Origin of the sequence: Streptomyces milbemycinicus (assembly GCF_002154605.1) — a bacterium.
Taxonomy (GTDB): domain Bacteria; phylum Actinomycetota; class Actinomycetes; order Streptomycetales; family Streptomycetaceae; genus Streptomyces; species Streptomyces milbemycinicus.
This window is the reverse complement of the sequence record NZ_MUNE01000658.1, coordinates 1-17,114: the sequence shown is the minus strand read 5'-3', so window position 1 is coordinate 17,114 and position 17,114 is coordinate 1. Positions and strand designations below refer to the sequence as shown.

Sequence of the window (17,114 nt, the reverse complement as noted above, 5' to 3'; positions counted from 1 at the left end):
GGGCCGGGCCAGGAACACTGTGGTTCCGATGTGGCGAGTGCTGCCCGGAGAGCGTTGTCGGCTCGGGCTCGCGGGGAAGCGAACTCGCGGTTTCTTGGGGACGCCGGCGGCGTGGCCACCGGATGGCAACGAAGTATGTGAAGGCCCCGGCCCGCCAACAATGCCCCCGGTGCCGCGCCGACCGCCGGGGTACATCTGAACCAAAAGTTCGGCTACGGTTGCCGGCATGGTCGGACGCCCCCGCAACACCGTGGTCCTCACCGAGGGCGAACGGACCGCGCTGCTGCAGTGGTCTCGCAGTCGCACCTGTTCACAGGCGCGGGCCCTACGTGCGCGGATCGTGCTGGCGTGCGCGGAGCAGCCCACCAACAGTGACGTGGCCAGGCACCTTGGGGTCTCCCGCGACATGGTCGGCAAATGGCGCGCCCGCTTCCTCGCCGAACGGCTGGCCGGCCTGGACGAGCAGCCCCGTCCCGGGCGGCCGCCCACTGCCGACGACGACACAGTCGCGCACGTCCTCGTCCGTACCCTGACACCACCCCCGCCCGATGCCAGGCGGACCTGGTCGACTCGTTCCATGGCGGCTGAGACCGGTCTGAGCCAGAGCACGGTGAGCCGGATCTGGCGGACCTACGGCATCCAGCGGGGAGAACGCGTCACAGCTGGGCCGCGCCGGGCGTACTCCCTGCCGGACCGTGCCGAAGAGGTGGTGGGCCTGTTCATCGCCCCACCGGTGTGCGTACTCGCGGTGACGGCCCGCGCAGGACGAGCCGGGCCCGCACGCACTTCTGCGGCGACCGCCACGAGCCGGCTGTTCGGCAAGGACCGGGAACCGCCCCATGTGCTGGCCGTGGCCTGCGCCTTCGCGGACCTGCGGGGCAGGCAGCACGGCGAGGACGCGTCCGGGACGGACCACTCCACAATGGACGCGTTTCTGGAGCAGACGAGGTCGGCTGCGGGGGCCGGTACGAGCGTGCACCTGCTGGCGTACGGCATACCCGCACAGGCATGCGGTGCCCTGGACGGGTCGGACCCGGCCGCGTCTGTGCGCCTGCGTTGGCACCGCGCACCCAGCCGTGAGGCGTGGACCGACGAGGCCCATCGTCTGCTCGCCGCCGATGGCCAAGTCCCTCCTGAGGTCGCACCGGACCTTCCCCGCCTCCGAGACGCGCTGCTGACCTGGTCGAGCACATGGACCCCGTCCGCGGCCCCCTTCACTCGAATCGCGGCTCTCCGCCCGTCGTACGACAGCCCGGCCATCTGCGGGCCTGACAGTGACTCGAACGTCGAGGATGTGCCCGCCCTCGACCACCGCGCCCTGTCCAGGGCGGCACAGATCACACCGCCCGATGTGCCGCCCGGCGCCCCCATCACCACCAACCCCGTCGTCGGCATGCTGCGCGAAACCCTCCTCACCGGCGACCACCAGCCAGGCGACCGCGTCCTGGAAGCCCCGCTCGCGCTCCGCCTCGGCCTCTCGCGTCGGGGTGTACGCACGGGCCTGCACGCACTGGCCGAGGAGGGGATGCTCGACCTGCTCCCCGGCGGCGCGACCGCGATCCCCACCGTAACGGCGAAGGACGTGCTCGATCTCTACGCCCTGCGGGCCAGCCTCGGAGCGCTGCTCATGCGCCGTATCGCCATGCTCGGCCGCGACAACCTCGCCCCGGCCTCGGCGGCCCTGGCGGAGGTCCGCGCCGCCGCCCGGGACAACGACCACGCCCGGATACGTGAAGTCGACTTGCGGTTCCAGGACGCCCTCGCCCGTATCGCGGACCTCCCGCAGGCCGCCGGTACCTTCGAACGCCTCACGGCCCGCCTGCGCATGTTCGTCAACGTCCTGGACATGGACTACAGCCAGGCCTGCGACACCATCGCCGACGAGGACACCGCCGTCCACGACGCGCTGCGCGACGCCGATGGGAATGAGGCAGCCCGGCTGTGGCGGGTGAAGATCGAACGCTGCGTCCGCTACATGATCGCCCAGCTCCCCGAGGACGACGTCGCCCCGCATCTGTGGACCGCCTTGGCGGGCAGGCCCCGTCTGCGCCCGGGGGATCCGCGGGGCGCCGCACACTGACGCGGGGCGACCGTCGGCCCCACCGGCCGCATCTCCAACTCGCCGGTTCGGAGACGAGTTGTCGGCCTCAGCGCATCACGGCGCCGTGTCAGATGGCGCCGCGAATGGCCCGCTCGAAGCCCTCGACATGGCTGCGGGCGAGCTGTGCCGCCTGGTCGGGGTCACCGGAGACGATCGCGTCGATCAACGGGCCGTGCTCCGCGACGTGGCCGGCCATGTCGGACAGACGGTCGATGAACAGGCACCAGATGCGGGTGGCCAGGTTGTCGTGGCGGACGAGGGTGTCCTCCAGATACGGGTTGTGCGTGGCGGCATAGATGGCGCGGTGGACCGAGAGGTCCAGGTGCATGAGCTCGGTGGCGTCCTGCCGACGGGGATCCACGATCTCCAGCTCCCGCCGTACGGCCGTCAGGGTCGCGCGGTCCGCGGCCGTTGCGCGCCGCGCGGCTTGGGCGGCGGCCAGGGGTTCGAGTTCCTGGCGCACCTCGGAGATATGGGCCAGGTCGGTGATGTTGACGTCGGTGGCGAAGGTGCCGCGTCGGGGGTAGGTGGCGATCAGGCGCTCGTACTGGAGCCGCTTGAGCGCTTCGCGCACCGGCGTGCGTCCGACGCCGAGGGCCTGGGCCAGCTGGTCCTCGTTGATCGGTGCGCCCGGGCGGATCTCGAGCATGACGAGCCGGTCACGGATGGCGCGGTAGGCGCGCTCGGCGAGGGACAGTTCCTCGCCCCTCGGCTCGGTCGCCACGTTCTGCATGATGCCCCCTTGACCTGCTCGGGCGAGCTCCCATACCTTACCGCAGAGTCTGATATATCAGTTGCCTATCAATTGTCCGGTAGTTTGGCTCTCAGGATGGTGCACAGATGGCAACGAACCCGTCGACCACCAAGGTCACCTCCTCCCTCTCCCTCCCGATCATCGAGCTCGATCGCGATGTCGCCGCCGCGGTGGACGCCGAGCTGCGCCGTCAGCAGTCGACCCTGGAGATGATCGCCTCGGAGAACTTCGCCCCGGCCGCCGTCATGGAGGCCCAGGGGTCGGTACTGACGAACAAATACGCCGAGGGCTACCCCGGCCGCCGCTACTACGGCGGCTGCGAACACGTCGACGTCATCGAGCAGTTGGCCATCGCCCGGGTGAAGGAACTGTTCGGCGCCGAGGCGGCGAACGTACAGCCGCACTCAGGCGCCCAGGCGAACGCGGCCGCGATGTTCGCGCTGCTCGATCCCGGCGACACGATCCTCGGCCTCGACCTGGCGCACGGTGGGCATCTGACCCACGGCATGCGCATCAACTACTCCGGCAGGCTGTACAAAGTCGTGCCGTACCACGTGCGCGAGTCCGATCTGCGCATCGACATGGACGAGGTAGAGCGGCTCGCTCTCGCCCACCGGCCCAAGCTGATCGTCGCCGGCTGGTCGGCCTACCCCCGCCGACTGGACTTCGCCGCGTTCCGACGGATCGCCGACGAGGTGGGCGCGTATCTGATGGTGGACATGGCGCACTTCGCCGGGCTGGTGGCCGCGGGCCTCCACCCGAGCCCGGTGCCGTACGCCGATGTCGTGACGACCACCACGCACAAGACCCTCGGCGGCCCGCGCGGCGGGGTGATCCTCAGCCGCGCCGACCTGGCCAAGAAGATCAACTCCGCGGTCTTCCCTGGTCAGCAGGGCGGCCCGTTGGAGCATGTCATCGCGGCGAAAGCGGTGGCCTTCAAGGTGGCGGCGAGCGAGGAGTTCAGGGAGCGCCAGCAGCGCACCCTGGACGGCGCCCGTATCCTCGCCGGCCGGCTGCTGGCCGACGATGTGGCCGAGGCCGGGATCACGGTGCTCACCGGTGGCACCGAAGTCCATCTGGTCCTCGTCGACCTGCGCAACTCCACGCTCGACGGGCAGCAGGCCGAGGACCGGCTGCATCGCATCGGCATCACCGTCAACCGCAACGCGGTCCCGTTCGACCCTCGCCCGCCGATGGTCTCCTCCGGGCTGCGGATCGGCACCCCGGCCCTGGCCACCCGGGGCTTCGGCGAGACGGAGTTCCGGGAAGTCGCCGACATCATCGCCCAGGCCCTCAAGGAAGAGCAGCTGAGCGACGAGCGCGCGGGCCTGCTGCGTGACCGGGTCGACAAGCTCGCCGGCGCGTTCCCCCTCTATCCCCACCTGCTCTATCCCCACCTGGCCATCCCCGCCTGATCGTCCCCGCCTGGACACATCCCCACCTGAACGTCCCCAGCTGAACATCCCGATCTGAACGGAGACGCGGCATGACCACCGAGCCGCTGCCGGAGCATCCGGACTTCCTCTGGCGCAACCCCGAGCCGCGCTCCTCCTACGACGTCGTCATCGTCGGCGCGGGAGGCCACGGCCTGGCCACCGCCTACTACCTCGCCAAGAACCACGGGATCACCAACGTCGCCGTCCTCGAAAAGGGCTGGCTGGCCGGCGGCAATATGGCGCGCAACACCACAATCATCCGCTCGAACTACCTGTGGGACGAGAGCGCGGCGATCTACGAGCACGCGCTCAAGCTGTGGGAACGGCTCCCGGAGGAGCTGGACTACGACTTCCTGTTCAGCCAGCGCGGAGTCCTCAACCTCGCGCACACCCTCCAGGACGTCCGTGAGGGCGTGCGCCGCGTGGGCGCCAACCGCCTCAACGGTGTCGACGCCCAGTGGCTGGAGCCGGACGAGGTCGCCGAGATCTGCCCCATCCTCAACGTCTCGCCCCGCACCCGGTATCCGGTCCTCGGCGGCACCTTCCAGCCGCGGGCCGGTATCGCCAAGCACGACCACGTCGCCTGGGCGCTGGCCCGCCGGGCCGACGAGATGGGCGTGGATCTGATCCAGGGGTGCGAGGTCACCGGCTTCCTCAAGGACGGCGACCGGGTCGTGGGCGTCGAGACCAGCCGCGGCCGCATCCTCGCCGGCCGGGTCGGCCTCGCGGCCGCCGGGCACAGCAGCGTGCTGGCCCAGCGGGCCGGCTTCCGGTTGCCGGTGCAGTCCCATCCGCTCCAGGCGCTGGTCTCCGAGCTGCACGAGCCGGTGCACCCCACCGTGGTGATGTCGAACCACGTGCACGTCTACGTCTCCCAGGCGCACAAGGGCGAACTGGTGATGGGCGCGGGCATCGACGCCTACAACGGTTACGGGCAGCGCGGCTCCTTCCACGTGATCGAGCAGCAGATGGCCGCCGCCGTCGAGCTGTTCCCCATCTTCGCCCGCGCCCATGTGCTGCGGACCTGGGGCGGCATCGTGGACGTCACGCCGGACGCCTCCCCGATCATCGGCACCACCCCCGTCGACAACCTCTACGTCAACTGCGGCTGGGGCACCGGCGGGTTCAAGGCCACGCCAGCTGCCGGCTGGACCTTCGCGCACACCATCGCCACGGGCGAACCACATCCGCTGAACGCCCCCTTCGCCCTCGAACGTTTCACGACGGGCGCACTGATCGACGAACACGGCGCCGCGGCCGTGGCCCACTGAGGAGGACACGGTGCTGCTGATCACCTGCCCATGGTGCGGTCCTCGGGACGAGACCGAGTACCACTACGGGGGACAGGCCCATCTCCCCTACCCCCATGCCCCCGCGGACCTCGACGACCGGCAGTGGGCCGAGTACGTCTTCTACCGCGACAACACCAAGGGCCCCTTCGCCGAGCGGTGGATGCACAGCACCGGCTGCCGCCGCTGGTTCAACGTCCTGCGCGACACCGTCACCAACGACGTGCTCGCCGTCTACCGGCTCGACGAGCCACGCCCCGAACTGCCCCAGGCCGGAGGGAACCGATGACCGACCAGCACTTCCGGCACCAGCCATTCCGGCTCCGGCACGGGGGCCGTATCGACCGCGGCACCGTGCTCCGCTTCACCGTCGACGGCCGGGAACTGACCGGACACCCCGGAGACACCGTCGCCTCGGCGATGCTGGCGAACGGGCAGGTCGAGGTCGCCCCGTCGATCTACCGCGGCCGCCCGCGCGGCATCGTCTCCGCGGGCGTCGAGGAGCCCAACGCCCTGCTGCAGATCGACGGCCCGCACTCGGAGGGCATGCTGCCGGCGACGACGGCAGAGCTGTACGACGGCCTGTCCGCCACGACGCTGTCCGGGATGGGCCGGCTCGACCCGACCCCCGACCCCGCCGGCTACGACAAGAAGTACGTCCACACCGACGTCCTCGTCGTCGGCGCCGGGCCGGCCGGGCTCGCGGCCGCCGCCGCTGCCGCCGGCTCCGGCGCCCGCGTGATCCTCGTCGACGACCAGCCCGAGCCCGGCGGTTCGCTGCTCTCCGGGCGCACCGAGACGGTCGGCGCGCAGACCGCCCTCGCGTGGGTCGCCGAAGTGCGCGCGGCACTCGACGCCGCCCCCGAGGTCGTCGTTCTGCGGCGCACCACGGCGTTCGGCAGTTACGACGACAACTATGTGCTGGCCCTGCAGCGGCGCACCGACCACCTCGGGGCCGACGCCCCCGCTCCGGCGGTTGCGTCGGCGGGTGTCTCGCGTCAGCGGCTGTGGCACATCCGGGCCCGCCAGGTGGTGCTGGCGACCGGCGCCCATGAGCGTCCGCTGGTCTTTGCCGGCAACGATCGCCCCGGGGTGATGCTCGCCGCGGCGGTGCGCTCGTACCTCAACCGATACGCCGTGGCCCCGGGCTCGCAGGCCGTGGTGAGCACGACCAACGACAGCGCCTATGACACGGTCGCCGATCTCCACGCCGCCGGCATCGACGTCACCGCCGTGGTGGACGCACGCCCCGAGCTGTCCCACCGGGCCGCCGAGGTCGCCGAGGCGAGCGGGGTGCGGGTGCTGACGGGCAGCGCGGTGGTCGACACGGCGGGCGCCGGCCGGCTCACCGGCGTCACCGTCCAGACCCTCGATGAGGGCGGGCAACTCACCGGTGAACCGGAGTCGTTCGACTGCGACCTGCTCGCCGTCTCGGGCGGCTGGAGCCCGGTGGTGCATCTGCACAGCCAGCGGCAGGGCCGGCTGCGCTGGGACGAGGACCTGGCCGCCTTCGTCCCCGACGACGGCACCGTACGGGACCAGCAGGTCGTCGGTGCGGCCCGCGGGACGTACGGCCTCGACGGCTGTCTGGCCGAAGGGGCCCGGGCCGGTGCGCGGGCCGCCACCGGCGCCGGGTTCCCGGTTCCCGTGCCCGCACCGCCGTACGACGACGCGCGGCCCGGGGCCGGAGCGGGCCCGGTGCGCGCACTGTGGCTGGTGCCCGCTCCCAGCGGCGACCGGGACAGCGACGCCAGTACGTGGCACACCCACTTCGTCGACCTGCAGCGCGACGTCACCGTCGCCGACGTCCGGCGGTCCACCGGAGCCGGTATGCGCAGTGTCGAACACGTCAAGCGCTACACCTCGCTCGGTACGGCGAACGACCAGGGCAAGACCTCCGGCGTCAACGCGATCGGCGTGATCGCCGAGGCCCTTGGCACAAGCGCCTCACCCGGAGAGATCGGCACCACGGCCTACCGGGCTCCGTACACCCCGGTGGCCTTCGCCGCCCTGGCCGGGCGTGAGCGCGGCGAGCTGTTCGATCCGGAGCGCACGACCTCCATCCACAGCTGGCATATCGCGCACGAGGCGGTGTTCGAGGACGTCGGGCAGTGGAAGCGCCCCCGCTACTACCCCCGGCCCGGTGAGGACATGGACACGGCGGTGGACCGCGAGTGCCGGGCGGCCCGTGAGGGCGTCGCCTTCATGGACGCCTCCACCCTCGGCAAGATCGAGATCTGGGGCGCGGACGCCGGTGAATTCCTCAACCGCATCTACACCAACGCCTTCAAAAAGCTGGCGCCCGGCCTCGCCCGCTACGGTGTGATGTGCAAGCCCGACGGGATGATCTTCGACGACGGTGTGACGCTGCGCCTCGAGGAGAACCGCTACTTCATGACCACCACGACCAGCGGCGCCGCCGCGGTCCTGGACTGGCTGGAGGAGTGGCTGCAGACCGAGTGGCCCGAACTCGACGTCCACTGCACCTCGGTGACCGAACAGTGGGCAACCATCGCCGTGGTCGGCCCCCAGTCGCGCCAGGTCGTCGCCCAACTCGCCCCCGACGTCGACCTGTCCGCCGAGGCATTCCCCTTCATGGCCTTCCGCGAGACCACCCTGGCCTCCGGTGTCCCGGCCCGCATCTGCCGGATCTCCTTCTCCGGCGAACTCGCCTACGAGATCAACGTCTCCGCGTGGTACGGCCTGGCCGTCTGGGAGCAGGTGTACGAGGCCGGGCAGCCGTACGGCATCACCCCGTACGGCACCGAGACCATGCACGTCCTGCGGGCCGAGAAGGGCTACATCATCGTCGGCCAGGACACCGACGGCACCGTCACCCCGCAGGACGCGGGCATGTCCTGGGTGGTCTCGAAACAGAAGGACTTCATCGGAAAGCGGTCCCACTCCCGCGCCGACACCTCCCGCACCGACCGCAAGCAGCTCGTCGGCCTGCTGCCGAGCGACGGCAGGACCCGGCTGCCGGAGGGCACCCAGCTCGTCGCGCCGGACGTGCCCATCACCCCCGAGGCCGGGCCGGTGCCGATGCTCGGCCATGTCACCTCCAGCTACCACAGCCCGGCCCTCGGCCGCCCCTTCGCCCTCGCCCTCGTCGCCGACGGGCGGGCGAGGATCGGCGAGACCCTGCTCGCCCCGGTGGGCCAGGACCTGGTGCCCGTCCTGGTGGCCGACTCCGTCCTCTACGACCCCGAAGGGACCAAGCGAGATGGCTGAACTGACGCCCGACGCAGGCGCCAGGACCGCGGCACTGCGCCGAAGCCCCCTGACACATCTGGAGGAGCGGATGCGCGCCGCCGCCGTCAGCGGCAGCCGTGGCGTCACACTGGCCGAGTGGCCGTTCATCACCATGGTGAACCTGCGCGTCGACCCCGCCTCCGAAGCGGCCGACCGCATCGAGAAGGCCCTGGGTGCGCCACTTCCGCGGCAGTGCGGCCACATCGCCGCGTCCGGCCCCCGTACGGTCGTCTGGCTCGGCCCCGACGAATGGCTCGTCCTGTCCCAGGCCGAAGGCACCGCCGTGGCCGCCGAGTTGCGGAACGCACTCGCGGGGGCCCCTGGCTCGATCGTGGACGTCTCGGCGAACCGCACCACGCTGGAGCTGAGCGGCCCGGCCGCCCGGCAGGTGCTGGAGAAGGGCTGCCCGCTGGACCTGCACCCCCGTGCCTTCGGGCCCGGCCAGGCGGTGTCGACCACCGTGGGACCTGTCGCGGTGCTGCTCTGGCAGGTCGACGACGCGCCGACGTACCGGCTCTTCCCGCGGTCGTCGTTCGCGGACTATCTGGCGCGCTGGCTCATCGACGCGATGAGCGAGTACCGCGGCCCGGAGGTGCCCTGAGACGGGTTGTGTGCTTCCTGCCCGCGGAGTGTGCGAATACGCCCGGTGGCCGGCCGGGCGCTTCGACGGGGTCAGCCCTGCGGGTCAGCCTCCCGGATGAGGTGGATCCGCCCTGGGAATCAGGGCCGGCGCGGATCGCGCCGTCTGCTCGAGCGTCGCCCCGTCGACATCGGCCTTGGCGATGGAGTCGATGCCCCTGATGACGCCCACCAGTAGATACCCCAGAGCCGAGGAGTCGATGTGGTCTGGGACCATCAGCGGCCACCGGCTGGCGCAGTAAGCCTGGCCCCAGCCCCTCCCCCGGCCGGCCGGACGCGCGGCGAGGGTGGCGCGCAGCGGGGGTGGCCCTCTGATGGAACACTGGGACGTGATCGAGGAAGGAGCCTCCCGAAACCAATCCCTGAGCGACCTGCCTATGTGCGGCGACGACTTTCCCGAGGAGCGCCGAGAATGAGTACCTATCGAGCCATGCAGGTGACCGCCCCGAACGGCACATTCGAACTCGCCGAGCGGGAGGTGCCACAGCCGGGTTTCGGCCAGGTCAAGATTGCCGTGGAGGCATGCGGCATCTGCCACTCCGACGCACTTTTCGTGAGCGGCGGGCTACCGGGCGTATCGTTCCCCGAGGTGCCCGGACACGAGATCGCCGGACACATCGAGGAGCTGGGCGAAGGCACTCAGGACCGTGGATGGCAGGTCGGTGACCGGGTCGCGGTCGGCTGGTTCGGGGGCAGCTGCGGTCATTGCACGCCCTGCCGGAAGGGCGACTTCATCGTCTGCCGGAATCTGAAAGTCCCGGGGTGGACGTACGACGGAGGATTCGCCGAGAAGGTGATCGCGCCCGTCGACGCCCTGGCCCGTATCCCCGACGGACTGGCGGCGAGCGACGCGGGGCCGATGGCCTGCGCGGGCGTGACCGTCTTCAACGGGCTGCGGCGCAGCGCCGGCCGCCCCGGCGACATGGTCGCGGTGCTCGGCCTCGGCGGCCTCGGGCACCTCGGAGTGCAGTACGCGGTCGCGATGGGCTTCGAGACCGTGGGGATCGCCCGCGGCTCCGAGAAGGCCGACTTCGCCAGGCAGCTCGGCGCCCACCACTACATCGACAGCACCTCGGGCACTCCGGTCGCCGATGCGTTGCAGTCCCTGGGCAGCGCCAAGGTCGTCCTGGCCACCGCCGGGAGCTCCGAGGCGATCACAGCCACCGTGGACGGCCTGACCCCCCGCGGGGAGCTCGTGGTCATCGGCGCCGACACCACACCGATGGGCATCAGCCCGGCCCAGATCCTCATGGACGCTCACGTCGTCCGGGGCCACCCGTCCGGCACCTCGCAGGATGTGGAGGACACCATGGCGTTCAGCGCCCTGCACGACATCCGCCCGATGACCGAGCCCGTGCCGCTGGACCGTGCGGACGAGGCGTACCAGAAGATGCTCGCCGGCAAGGCCCGCTTCCGGATGGTGCTCACGGTCGGCTGACACCCGTGGAAGGATCGCCAGGGCGACCGCGCACCGGCTCGGCGCGGTGATCGGCGTGCCGCCGTCACGGAAGATCCGCTCGTACTGCTCGGCCATCGCCGGCAGTGTGGGTTGCGCCGCCGCAAGTCCGTCGCGACGTCGACTTCATCGCGGTGACCGACCGTCGATGCACCGGGGGTCCCGGGAGGTGGAGGCGCACGCCCGCACGGTCGCCCTGTGTGGGCCGAGCAGGAAGCCTCGCGGGCCTTTGCGGCCGACAACCTCCGCTCCTACTGGCGGCCGTGGTGGCAGCGGAAGCGACAGCCCCCTGGCCCGCCGCCGCGACACCCTCGCTTTCCTGGACGCCGTTATCGACTCCGCGCTCGCACTGGACACCATATCCAGACCACCGTGCGGATCGGCCCGCCCGTCGACGGCATCGACGCCGTCAGTGACACCGGCGGGCGTTGATCCGGGCGGCCTGACGCGTCAGATAGTCGCGCTCGGCGAGGTTGGCTGCCTTGTGGGCCGCCTCGACATACAGCCGTGCCGCCGTCGCCAGGTCCCCGTCGCGCTCGTGGAGGTACGCCGCCACCGCGGCGTGGCGGGGCAGCGAGGCGTCCAGCGCCGCGAGCGCCGCCAGCCCGGCGCGGGGTCCGTCGGCCTCGCCGACAGCGACCGCGCGGTTGAGCCGGACGACCGGGCTGTCGGTCAGGGCCGCGAGCTCGTCGTACCACTCGACGATCTGCACCCAATCGGTCTCCTCGGCGGTGGGCGCGTCGGCGTGGAGTGCCGCGATGGCGGCCTGGGCCTGGAACTCGCCCAGCCGGTCGCGCGCGAGGGCCGCCTGCAGAATCTCGACGCCCTCGGCGATCGACTCGGTGTCCCACCGGCCGCGGTCCTGCTCGGCGAGCGGTACCAGGCTGCCGTCGGGCGCGGTCCGGCTGGCGCGCCGGGCGTGATGGAGCAGCATCAGGGCGAGCAGCCCCGCCACCTCGGGGTGGTCGATCGCGGCCGCGAGCTGCCGGGTGAGCCGGATGGCTTCGGCGGCCAGGTCGACATCGCCGGAGTAGCCCTCGTTGAAGACCAGGTAGAGGACGCGCAGCACGGTGGCGACATCGCCGGGCTGGTCGAACCGCACGCCGGAGATGGTGCGCTTGGCCCGGCTGATGCGCTGCGCCATGGTGGCCTCGGGCACCAGGTATGCCTGTGCGATCTGCCGGGTGGTCAGCCCGCCGACGGCGCGCAGGGTGAGCGCGACCGCGGACGACGGCGTCAGCGACGGGTGGGCGCACAGGAAGTAGAGCTGGAGCGTGTCGTCCACGGCGGGCGTGGGCCCGGGCTCCGGCTCCTCGTCGATACGGTCCTCACGCCGGCGCCGGGCGGCGTCCGCCCGGGCCTGGTCGAGGAACCGGCGCCAGGCCACGGTGACCAGCCAGCCCTTCGGGTCCCGCGGCGGGTCGGCCGGCCAGACGCGGACCGCCTCGACCAGCGCGTCCTGCACGGCGTCCTCGGCCGCCGCGAAGTCGGCTCCGCGGCGGACGAGGATCCCGAGCACGCTCGGCGTGAGGCTCCGAAGCAGGGCCTCGTTCATTGATGAAAGCACTCCGTGATGGTGGGCGGCGCGGCCAGGAACGGGCGCACCTCGAGCCACTCGTGGATCGGCTTCCCGCCCGCCCCAGGGGCGGCCGACAGCTCCCCGGCCAGCTCGACGGCGCGCTCGTAGCTGTCGACGTCGATGATCATCCAGCCGGCGATGAGGTCCTTGGTCTCGGCGAACGGCCCGTCGGTGACCGGCGGGCGCCCCTCACCGTCGTAGCGGACCCACGTCCCCTCGGGGGCGAGCGCCTGACCGTCGACGAACTCGCCTGTCTTCTCCAGCCGGGCCGCGAAGTCGTTCATGTACTGCACGTGCGCCGAGATCTCCTCCGGCGTCCACTGGTCCATCGGCACGCAGTTGACCGAAGCCGGGGCGCCGCGGTAGTGCTTGAGCATCAGGTACTTGGCCATCGTGTTTCTCCTCGTTGGTACGACCCATTGTGGTCGCGTTCATTGCGGGGACGGAGCCAGTCACAGGTTCTCGACATCATCGTCCGATTTTTTTTGGGCTCTCGTGATGGTCGTTGACCCCGTGCAGCCAGGTGCGGGTGGTGCCGGGTACCGAGCCGGAGTACAGGAGCCGTCGCCCGGCCCCGACAGGCGATGTCCCGACAGACTGATCAGAAACGAGAAGCGCCGCTCCCCCGGCCGTAGTTAGCGTGACTGCCATGGACATCACCATTCACACAAGAGTCCTCACGCACCATGGCCCCGACGCCCCTGGGGTCACCCAATCCAGGAGCGGCGCTGAGACATCCGCGATCGCAGCAGTGTCGGACAGCTGAGACGAGACCGATCCCAGGTGCACCTTCACAAAGTCCCCTCGATGTTCGGACGCCTCATTCCCTCCGCCTACCGACCGGTGCTCGCCAACCGGGTGTTCCGACGACTGATCCTCGGCTTCGCGGTCTCGTACCTCGGCGACGGGATGAGCTTCGTCGCAGTGGCGTGGCTCGCCATCGAGCTCGCACCGCAAGCCGCTACGGGGCTGTGGGTCGGTGGCGCGGTGGCCGCCTACACGTTGCCCGGCGTGGTCGGCGCGTTGGTGTTCGGTCGCCGCCTGCGCCGGGTGCCGGCCAGACGGCTACTGCTCGCCGACAACACGGTGCGAGCCGTGTTCCTCGGCGCCGTACCGCTCGCCTGGCTCGCAGGGCTGCTCACCCCGCCGCTGTACGTCGTGCTGCTCGCGGTCTCCTCCCTGCTGCACGCATGGGGCAGCGCGGGCAAGTACACCCTGCTGGCCGAGCTGCTGCCCGACGAGCAGCGGCTCGCCGCGAACACCCTCGTCAGCTCGCTCAACTTCGCTGCCACGATCGCCGGGCCCGCGCTCGCCGGTGTTCTGGTGACATACGTCAGCTCCGCGCTCGTGCTCGGCCTGGACGCTCTCACCTACCTCTTCCTCGCCGTACTCATCGTGCGCACCCGGCTGCCGGAGTCGGGGGAAGTCTCCGCGGTCGACCGGGCGGCTGCCCGCGGTGGGCTCGCGTTGCTGCGATCCCATCCCGAACTGCTCGGCCTGCTGACACTCACCTGGTTCTTCAACCTGCTGTACGGCCCGGTCGAGGTCGCCCTGCCGCTCCATGTGACCGACGACCTGCACGCACCGGGCACGCTGCTCGGCCTCTACTGGATGCTGTTCGGCATCGGTGCGCTGCTCGGCGGGCTCGCGGCCGGCGCGCTGCGGCAGCGGCCGCTGTGGCCCGTGACGGTGGGCATCGTGATCGGCTGGGGGCTGTCGCTGCTGCCGTTCGGGTTCCATGTGCCGACGGCCGTCACCGTCGTGTGCTTCGCGCTCGGCGGTGCGATCTACGGGCCGTTCGTCGCGCTCTCGGTGACACTCATGCAGGCGAAGTCGCCACCGCAACACCTGTCCGCGATGCTCGCAGCCCGCAGCGCGGCACTGCTCACCGCATCACCGCTCGGCACCGCGATCGGCGGGCCGCTCACCGCGGCGCTGGGCCCGCGGGCGACGCTCGGCGGCTCAGGGCTCGCCACCGTGGCACTCGGCACTGTCGCCTGCTTGCTGCTACTGACCCGGCGCAGAAACCAGTGAGCGCGTGAACAGGCCGCCCAATCCCGCCAGATCGCACTTCTCCACGGCAACGCACGGAAGCGTTCAACACCTTCCCTACTCATGGATATGACTAATCATTTTCTTGAGTATGATGCGGTACCGGACGAGGAGGAGAGGGAGGGAGCTGCTTCCATGGCCTTGCGACACGCCGTCCTTGCGGCGCTGCTGGACGGCGAATACAGCGGATACCAGCTGTCGAAGGCGTTCGACATCGGCGTCGCGAACTTCTGGCACGCCCTGCCCCAGCAGCTGTACGCCGAGCTGACCAAGCTGGAGAAGGAAGGGCTGGTCGCGGGTCGGCAGGTGGTCCAGGAGACGCGGCCCAACAAGCGCCTGTTCCATGTCACCGACGCCGGCCGCGCCGAACTGGAACAGTTCGCCGCGGCCGTTTCGAAGCCCTCGTTCATCCGCGACGATCTGCTCGTCAAGGTCCAGGTCGCCGACCGGATCGGCACCGCGTCAGTGATCGAGCAGCTCGAAGAGCGGGCATCCGCGGCCGAGGCCAAGATCGAACTTCTCGGCAATCTACTGCGGCAGCTGCGCGGCGACGCGGACGAAGAGGAGTTCCTGCGCCGAGGTGCGCGGATCGGGCCGTACCTGACGTGTCTGCGCGGCCTGGCCTTTGAGCAGGGCCACCGGGACTGGTGCCTACGGATCACAGCTGTACTGCGGGAAAGGCAGACGACTGATGCCAAGCGGTGAATACCAGCGTTACGTCGCCCTGGGCGACAGCCAGACCGAAGGGCTGGGCGACGGGGACGACACCGCCGGCCTACGCGGCTTCGCCGACCGGTTCGCCGAGCACCTCGCAGCCGTCAGCCCCGGGCTTCGTTACGCCAATCTGGCCGTACGAGGGCGTGTGGCCGGCCAGGTACACGCTGAACAGCTGGGGCCCGCCCTCGCCCTGCGTCCCGACCTGGCCACCGTCGTCGCCGGGGTCAACGACCTGCTCCGGCCCCGGTTCAATGCCGCAGAGGTGGCAGGCCACCTGGAAGAGATGTTCGCCGCGCTCACGGCCACCGGGACCCAGGTGGTGACATTGACCTTCCCCGACGTGGGGAAGATCGCGCCCCTTGCCCGGCCCATCAGGTCCCGCATGTTCGACCTCAACACCCACATCCGCGCTGCGGCCACCCGTCACGGGGTCACGGTCGCCGAAACCGCCCGGCATGCCGTCGCCACCGACCCACGGCTGTGGAGCGCGGACCGACTCCACGCCAGCCCCCTGGGCCACGAGCGGATCGCCGCGGCTCTCGCCGAAGCCATCCACCTGCCCGGAAGCGACGACACTTGGACGCGCCCCCTGCCGCCCCAGGCGGTGCCCAGGGGCCGGCAAGCCGCAGCGGCCGAACTGCGCTGGGCGGCCGGGTTTCTCGGTCCCTGGCTCGGACGCCGTCTGCGCGGTCGATCCTCCGGCGACGGCCGGACCGCAAAACGTCCCCAGCTCCTGCCCCTTGACGCCACACCCGCGTCCCCGGCGGACACCGGCCAACGGGAATCTTCTTAGGGACAGCCGTGGCCCCAGGTCGGCCTCTTCTCGAACTGCCCCATGCCGGGCAGCACAGCACGTCGGAGTCCGAAGGGGGCAGCGGATGGCGGGTGAGGACGACGCGGGCCGGGCGTCTGCCGGGTTCGAGGTGGCTACTGGCACCGGGTCGCTCCCTGAGGGAAGCGGCCGGGGACGGGAAGCTGCGGTTCAGGCGGCGTTTGAGGGATTGCTGCAGATCCGGCGGCTGATGAACACCTCTGATCGCCTGCCCGCCGAATGGGAACGGCGCCAGCCGGTACGCGCCGTGGCCCTCGCCCTGGAGGCCGCCGGCATTTCGCCCTCTGCCACCGACTCACAGGGGCGCCGCGTCGCTACCGGATATTGCGTCGGCGCGACCGACCAGGCGGGCATCGTGCGGGTTGAATGGCTTGGCCCGCCAGGAGGCGGCGCCGCGTACGCGGCTCAGGACGAGTTGAGGGGCTGCGTGGCCGTGCTGGGCCAGCTGGGCTGGGAGGCCCTGGAGTACCGGGGGCCACGCGGCCGCCGGTACCTCGAGGTCGAGCCTGCCTCCCCGCCGCTTGGGTGAGCCGACAGACGGTCGATATGTGCCGCTTGTGGCGGACGTTCTCGCCGACGCCGCCGGAAGCACTGCCGTACGTCCTCGGCGACCGGCCCGGCCGGCAACGCCGGCACAGTCCCATCAGCCGATCGCTACAACCGCGTCTGGCCATTGTTGATCGCGAACGGCTCTGCGCGCGTCAGTCCAGGCAGAACTCGTTGCCCTCGGGGTCGGTCATCACGATGAAGCCGGCGCTCATCGGAGGCGCGGGCTCGTGGCGACGCACCCGTGTCGCTCCCAGTGCGACGAGCCGGTCGCACTCGGCCTCCAGCGCCGCCATCCGCTCCTCCCCCTGCAGCCCCGGAGCCGCGCGGACGTCGAGATGCACACGGTTCTTGGCGGCCTTGCCCTCCGGCACCTGTTGGAAGAACAGCCGCGGGCCGTATCCGTCCGGATCCTCGATGGCCGATCGTGTGTTGCGCTCCTCCTCCGGCACGCCGACCCG

General features: G+C 70.8%; 16 protein-coding genes. 11 read left to right on the top strand and 5 right to left on the bottom strand.

Annotation, left to right across the window (positions count from 1 at the left end; translation table 11 throughout):
* Positions 1-226 precede the first annotated feature (226 nt).
* Positions 227-2,080, top strand: coding sequence for a helix-turn-helix domain-containing protein (locus tag CCN51_RS41845; protein ID WP_014174152.1), 1,854 nt, complete (start codon positions 227-229; stop codon positions 2,078-2,080).
* Between the two features lie 88 nt (positions 2,081-2,168).
* Here CCN51_RS41845 and CCN51_RS41840 read toward each other — a convergent pair whose 3' ends face one another.
* On the bottom strand, positions 2,169-2,834 hold the full coding sequence (locus CCN51_RS41840) for a GntR family transcriptional regulator (protein ID WP_014174153.1): 666 nt from the start codon (positions 2,832-2,834) through the stop codon (positions 2,169-2,171).
* A gap of 107 nt (positions 2,835-2,941) precedes the next feature.
* On the opposite strand from CCN51_RS41840, the gene glyA reads away from it, so the two are divergent.
* The 5 genes from glyA (at position 2,942) to CCN51_RS41815 (ending at position 9,433) form a co-directional block, all read left to right on the top strand.
* Positions 2,942-4,270 carry a serine hydroxymethyltransferase gene (gene glyA / locus CCN51_RS41835; RefSeq protein ID WP_014174154.1) on the top strand — a complete coding sequence of 443 codons (1,329 nt, stop codon included), beginning with the start codon at positions 2,942-2,944 and terminating at the stop codon, positions 4,268-4,270.
* Positions 4,271-4,341: 71 nt separating this feature from the next.
* Complete coding sequence (locus tag CCN51_RS41830) at positions 4,342-5,562, top strand: sarcosine oxidase subunit beta family protein (RefSeq protein ID WP_014174155.1); 1,221 nt, start codon at positions 4,342-4,344, stop codon at positions 5,560-5,562.
* A 10-nt stretch (positions 5,563-5,572) separates the two neighbouring features.
* Positions 5,573-5,869: a sarcosine oxidase subunit delta gene (locus CCN51_RS41825; RefSeq protein WP_014174156.1), complete on the top strand. Its 297-nt coding sequence runs from the start codon at positions 5,573-5,575 to the stop codon at positions 5,867-5,869.
* Positions 5,866-8,811 (top strand): sarcosine oxidase subunit alpha family protein, encoded by a 2,946-nt coding sequence (locus CCN51_RS41820; RefSeq protein WP_014174157.1) that lies wholly within the window; start codon positions 5,866-5,868, stop codon positions 8,809-8,811. The genes CCN51_RS41825 and CCN51_RS41820 overlap by 4 nt, the downstream gene beginning before the upstream one ends.
* Entirely contained in the window at positions 8,804-9,433 is a 630-nt protein-coding gene (locus tag CCN51_RS41815) for a sarcosine oxidase subunit gamma (RefSeq protein WP_055413869.1), read from the top strand. The genes CCN51_RS41820 and CCN51_RS41815 overlap by 8 nt, the downstream gene beginning before the upstream one ends.
* An 84-nt stretch (positions 9,434-9,517) precedes the next feature.
* Here CCN51_RS41815 and CCN51_RS55355 read toward each other — a convergent pair whose 3' ends face one another.
* Entirely contained in the window at positions 9,518-9,688 is a 171-nt protein-coding gene (locus tag CCN51_RS55355; protein ID WP_014174159.1) for a hypothetical protein, read from the bottom strand.
* A 195-nt stretch (positions 9,689-9,883) separates the two neighbouring features.
* On the opposite strand from CCN51_RS55355, the gene CCN51_RS41810 reads away from it, so the two are divergent.
* Positions 9,884-10,909, top strand: a complete 1,026-nt coding sequence (locus CCN51_RS41810; RefSeq protein ID WP_043486237.1) for an alcohol dehydrogenase — start codon at positions 9,884-9,886, stop codon at positions 10,907-10,909.
* A 427-nt stretch (positions 10,910-11,336) separates the two neighbouring features.
* On the opposite strand, the gene CCN51_RS41805 is transcribed toward CCN51_RS41810, so the two are convergent.
* Both CCN51_RS41805 and CCN51_RS41800 read right to left on the bottom strand, forming a co-directional pair.
* A complete protein-coding gene (locus CCN51_RS41805; protein WP_014174161.1) occupies positions 11,337-12,482 on the bottom strand; it encodes an RNA polymerase sigma factor in 1,146 nt (381 codons plus the stop codon).
* Positions 12,479-12,898 (bottom strand): YciI family protein, encoded by a 420-nt coding sequence (locus CCN51_RS41800; RefSeq protein WP_014174162.1) that lies wholly within the window; start codon positions 12,896-12,898, stop codon positions 12,479-12,481. Before CCN51_RS41800 ends, CCN51_RS41805 begins: the two co-directional genes overlap by 4 nt.
* Before the next feature lie 415 nt (positions 12,899-13,313).
* Here CCN51_RS41800 and CCN51_RS41795 point away from each other — a divergent pair, with 415 nt between their 5' ends.
* The 4 genes from CCN51_RS41795 (at position 13,314) to CCN51_RS41780 (ending at position 16,636) form a co-directional block, all read left to right on the top strand.
* Positions 13,314-14,540 carry an MFS transporter gene (locus CCN51_RS41795; RefSeq protein WP_043486240.1) on the top strand — a complete coding sequence of 409 codons (1,227 nt, stop codon included), beginning with the start codon at positions 13,314-13,316 and terminating at the stop codon, positions 14,538-14,540.
* Between the two features lie 153 nt (positions 14,541-14,693).
* Positions 14,694-15,263 (top strand): PadR family transcriptional regulator, encoded by a 570-nt coding sequence (locus tag CCN51_RS41790; RefSeq protein ID WP_014174164.1) that lies wholly within the window; start codon positions 14,694-14,696, stop codon positions 15,261-15,263.
* Positions 15,250-16,068, top strand: coding sequence for an SGNH/GDSL hydrolase family protein (locus CCN51_RS41785; RefSeq protein ID WP_014174165.1), 819 nt, complete (start codon positions 15,250-15,252; stop codon positions 16,066-16,068). Before CCN51_RS41790 ends, CCN51_RS41785 begins: the two co-directional genes overlap by 14 nt.
* 85 nt (positions 16,069-16,153) lie before the next feature.
* Positions 16,154-16,636 (top strand): hypothetical protein, encoded by a 483-nt coding sequence (locus CCN51_RS41780; RefSeq protein ID WP_014174166.1) that lies wholly within the window; start codon positions 16,154-16,156, stop codon positions 16,634-16,636.
* Between the two features lie 172 nt (positions 16,637-16,808).
* Here the strand turns inward: CCN51_RS41780 and CCN51_RS41775 are convergent.
* Positions 16,809-17,114 (bottom strand): VOC family protein (locus tag CCN51_RS41775; protein ID WP_086860769.1); only part of this gene is annotated, 306 nt, incomplete at its 5' end.

What these genes read in the sequence shown, in the direction of transcription:
- CCN51_RS41845 (WP_014174152.1), top strand. Translation starts at nt 227, where the DNA reads ATGGTCGGACGCCCCCGCAACACCGTGGTCCTCACCGAGGGCGAACGG.
- CCN51_RS41840 (WP_014174153.1), bottom strand. Translation starts at nt 2,834, where the DNA reads ATGCAGAACGTGGCGACCGAGCCGAGGGGCGAGGAACTGTCCCTCGCC.
- glyA (WP_014174154.1), top strand. Translation starts at nt 2,942, where the DNA reads ATGGCAACGAACCCGTCGACCACCAAGGTCACCTCCTCCCTCTCCCTC.
- CCN51_RS41830 (WP_014174155.1), top strand. Translation starts at nt 4,342, where the DNA reads ATGACCACCGAGCCGCTGCCGGAGCATCCGGACTTCCTCTGGCGCAAC.
- CCN51_RS41820 (WP_014174157.1), top strand. Translation starts at nt 5,866, where the DNA reads ATGACCGACCAGCACTTCCGGCACCAGCCATTCCGGCTCCGGCACGGG.
- CCN51_RS41815 (WP_055413869.1), top strand. Translation starts at nt 8,804, where the DNA reads ATGGCTGAACTGACGCCCGACGCAGGCGCCAGGACCGCGGCACTGCGC.
- CCN51_RS55355 (WP_014174159.1), bottom strand. Translation starts at nt 9,688, where the DNA reads ATGGTCCCAGACCACATCGACTCCTCGGCTCTGGGGTATCTACTGGTG.
- CCN51_RS41810 (WP_043486237.1), top strand. Translation starts at nt 9,884, where the DNA reads ATGAGTACCTATCGAGCCATGCAGGTGACCGCCCCGAACGGCACATTC.
- CCN51_RS41805 (WP_014174161.1), bottom strand. Translation starts at nt 12,482, where the DNA reads ATGAACGAGGCCCTGCTTCGGAGCCTCACGCCGAGCGTGCTCGGGATC.
- CCN51_RS41800 (WP_014174162.1), bottom strand. Translation starts at nt 12,898, where the DNA reads ATGGCCAAGTACCTGATGCTCAAGCACTACCGCGGCGCCCCGGCTTCG.
- CCN51_RS41795 (WP_043486240.1), top strand. Translation starts at nt 13,314, where the DNA reads ATGTTCGGACGCCTCATTCCCTCCGCCTACCGACCGGTGCTCGCCAAC.
- CCN51_RS41790 (WP_014174164.1), top strand. Translation starts at nt 14,694, where the DNA reads ATGGCCTTGCGACACGCCGTCCTTGCGGCGCTGCTGGACGGCGAATAC.
- CCN51_RS41785 (WP_014174165.1), top strand. Translation starts at nt 15,250, where the DNA reads ATGCCAAGCGGTGAATACCAGCGTTACGTCGCCCTGGGCGACAGCCAG.
- CCN51_RS41780 (WP_014174166.1), top strand. Translation starts at nt 16,154, where the DNA reads ATGGCGGGTGAGGACGACGCGGGCCGGGCGTCTGCCGGGTTCGAGGTG.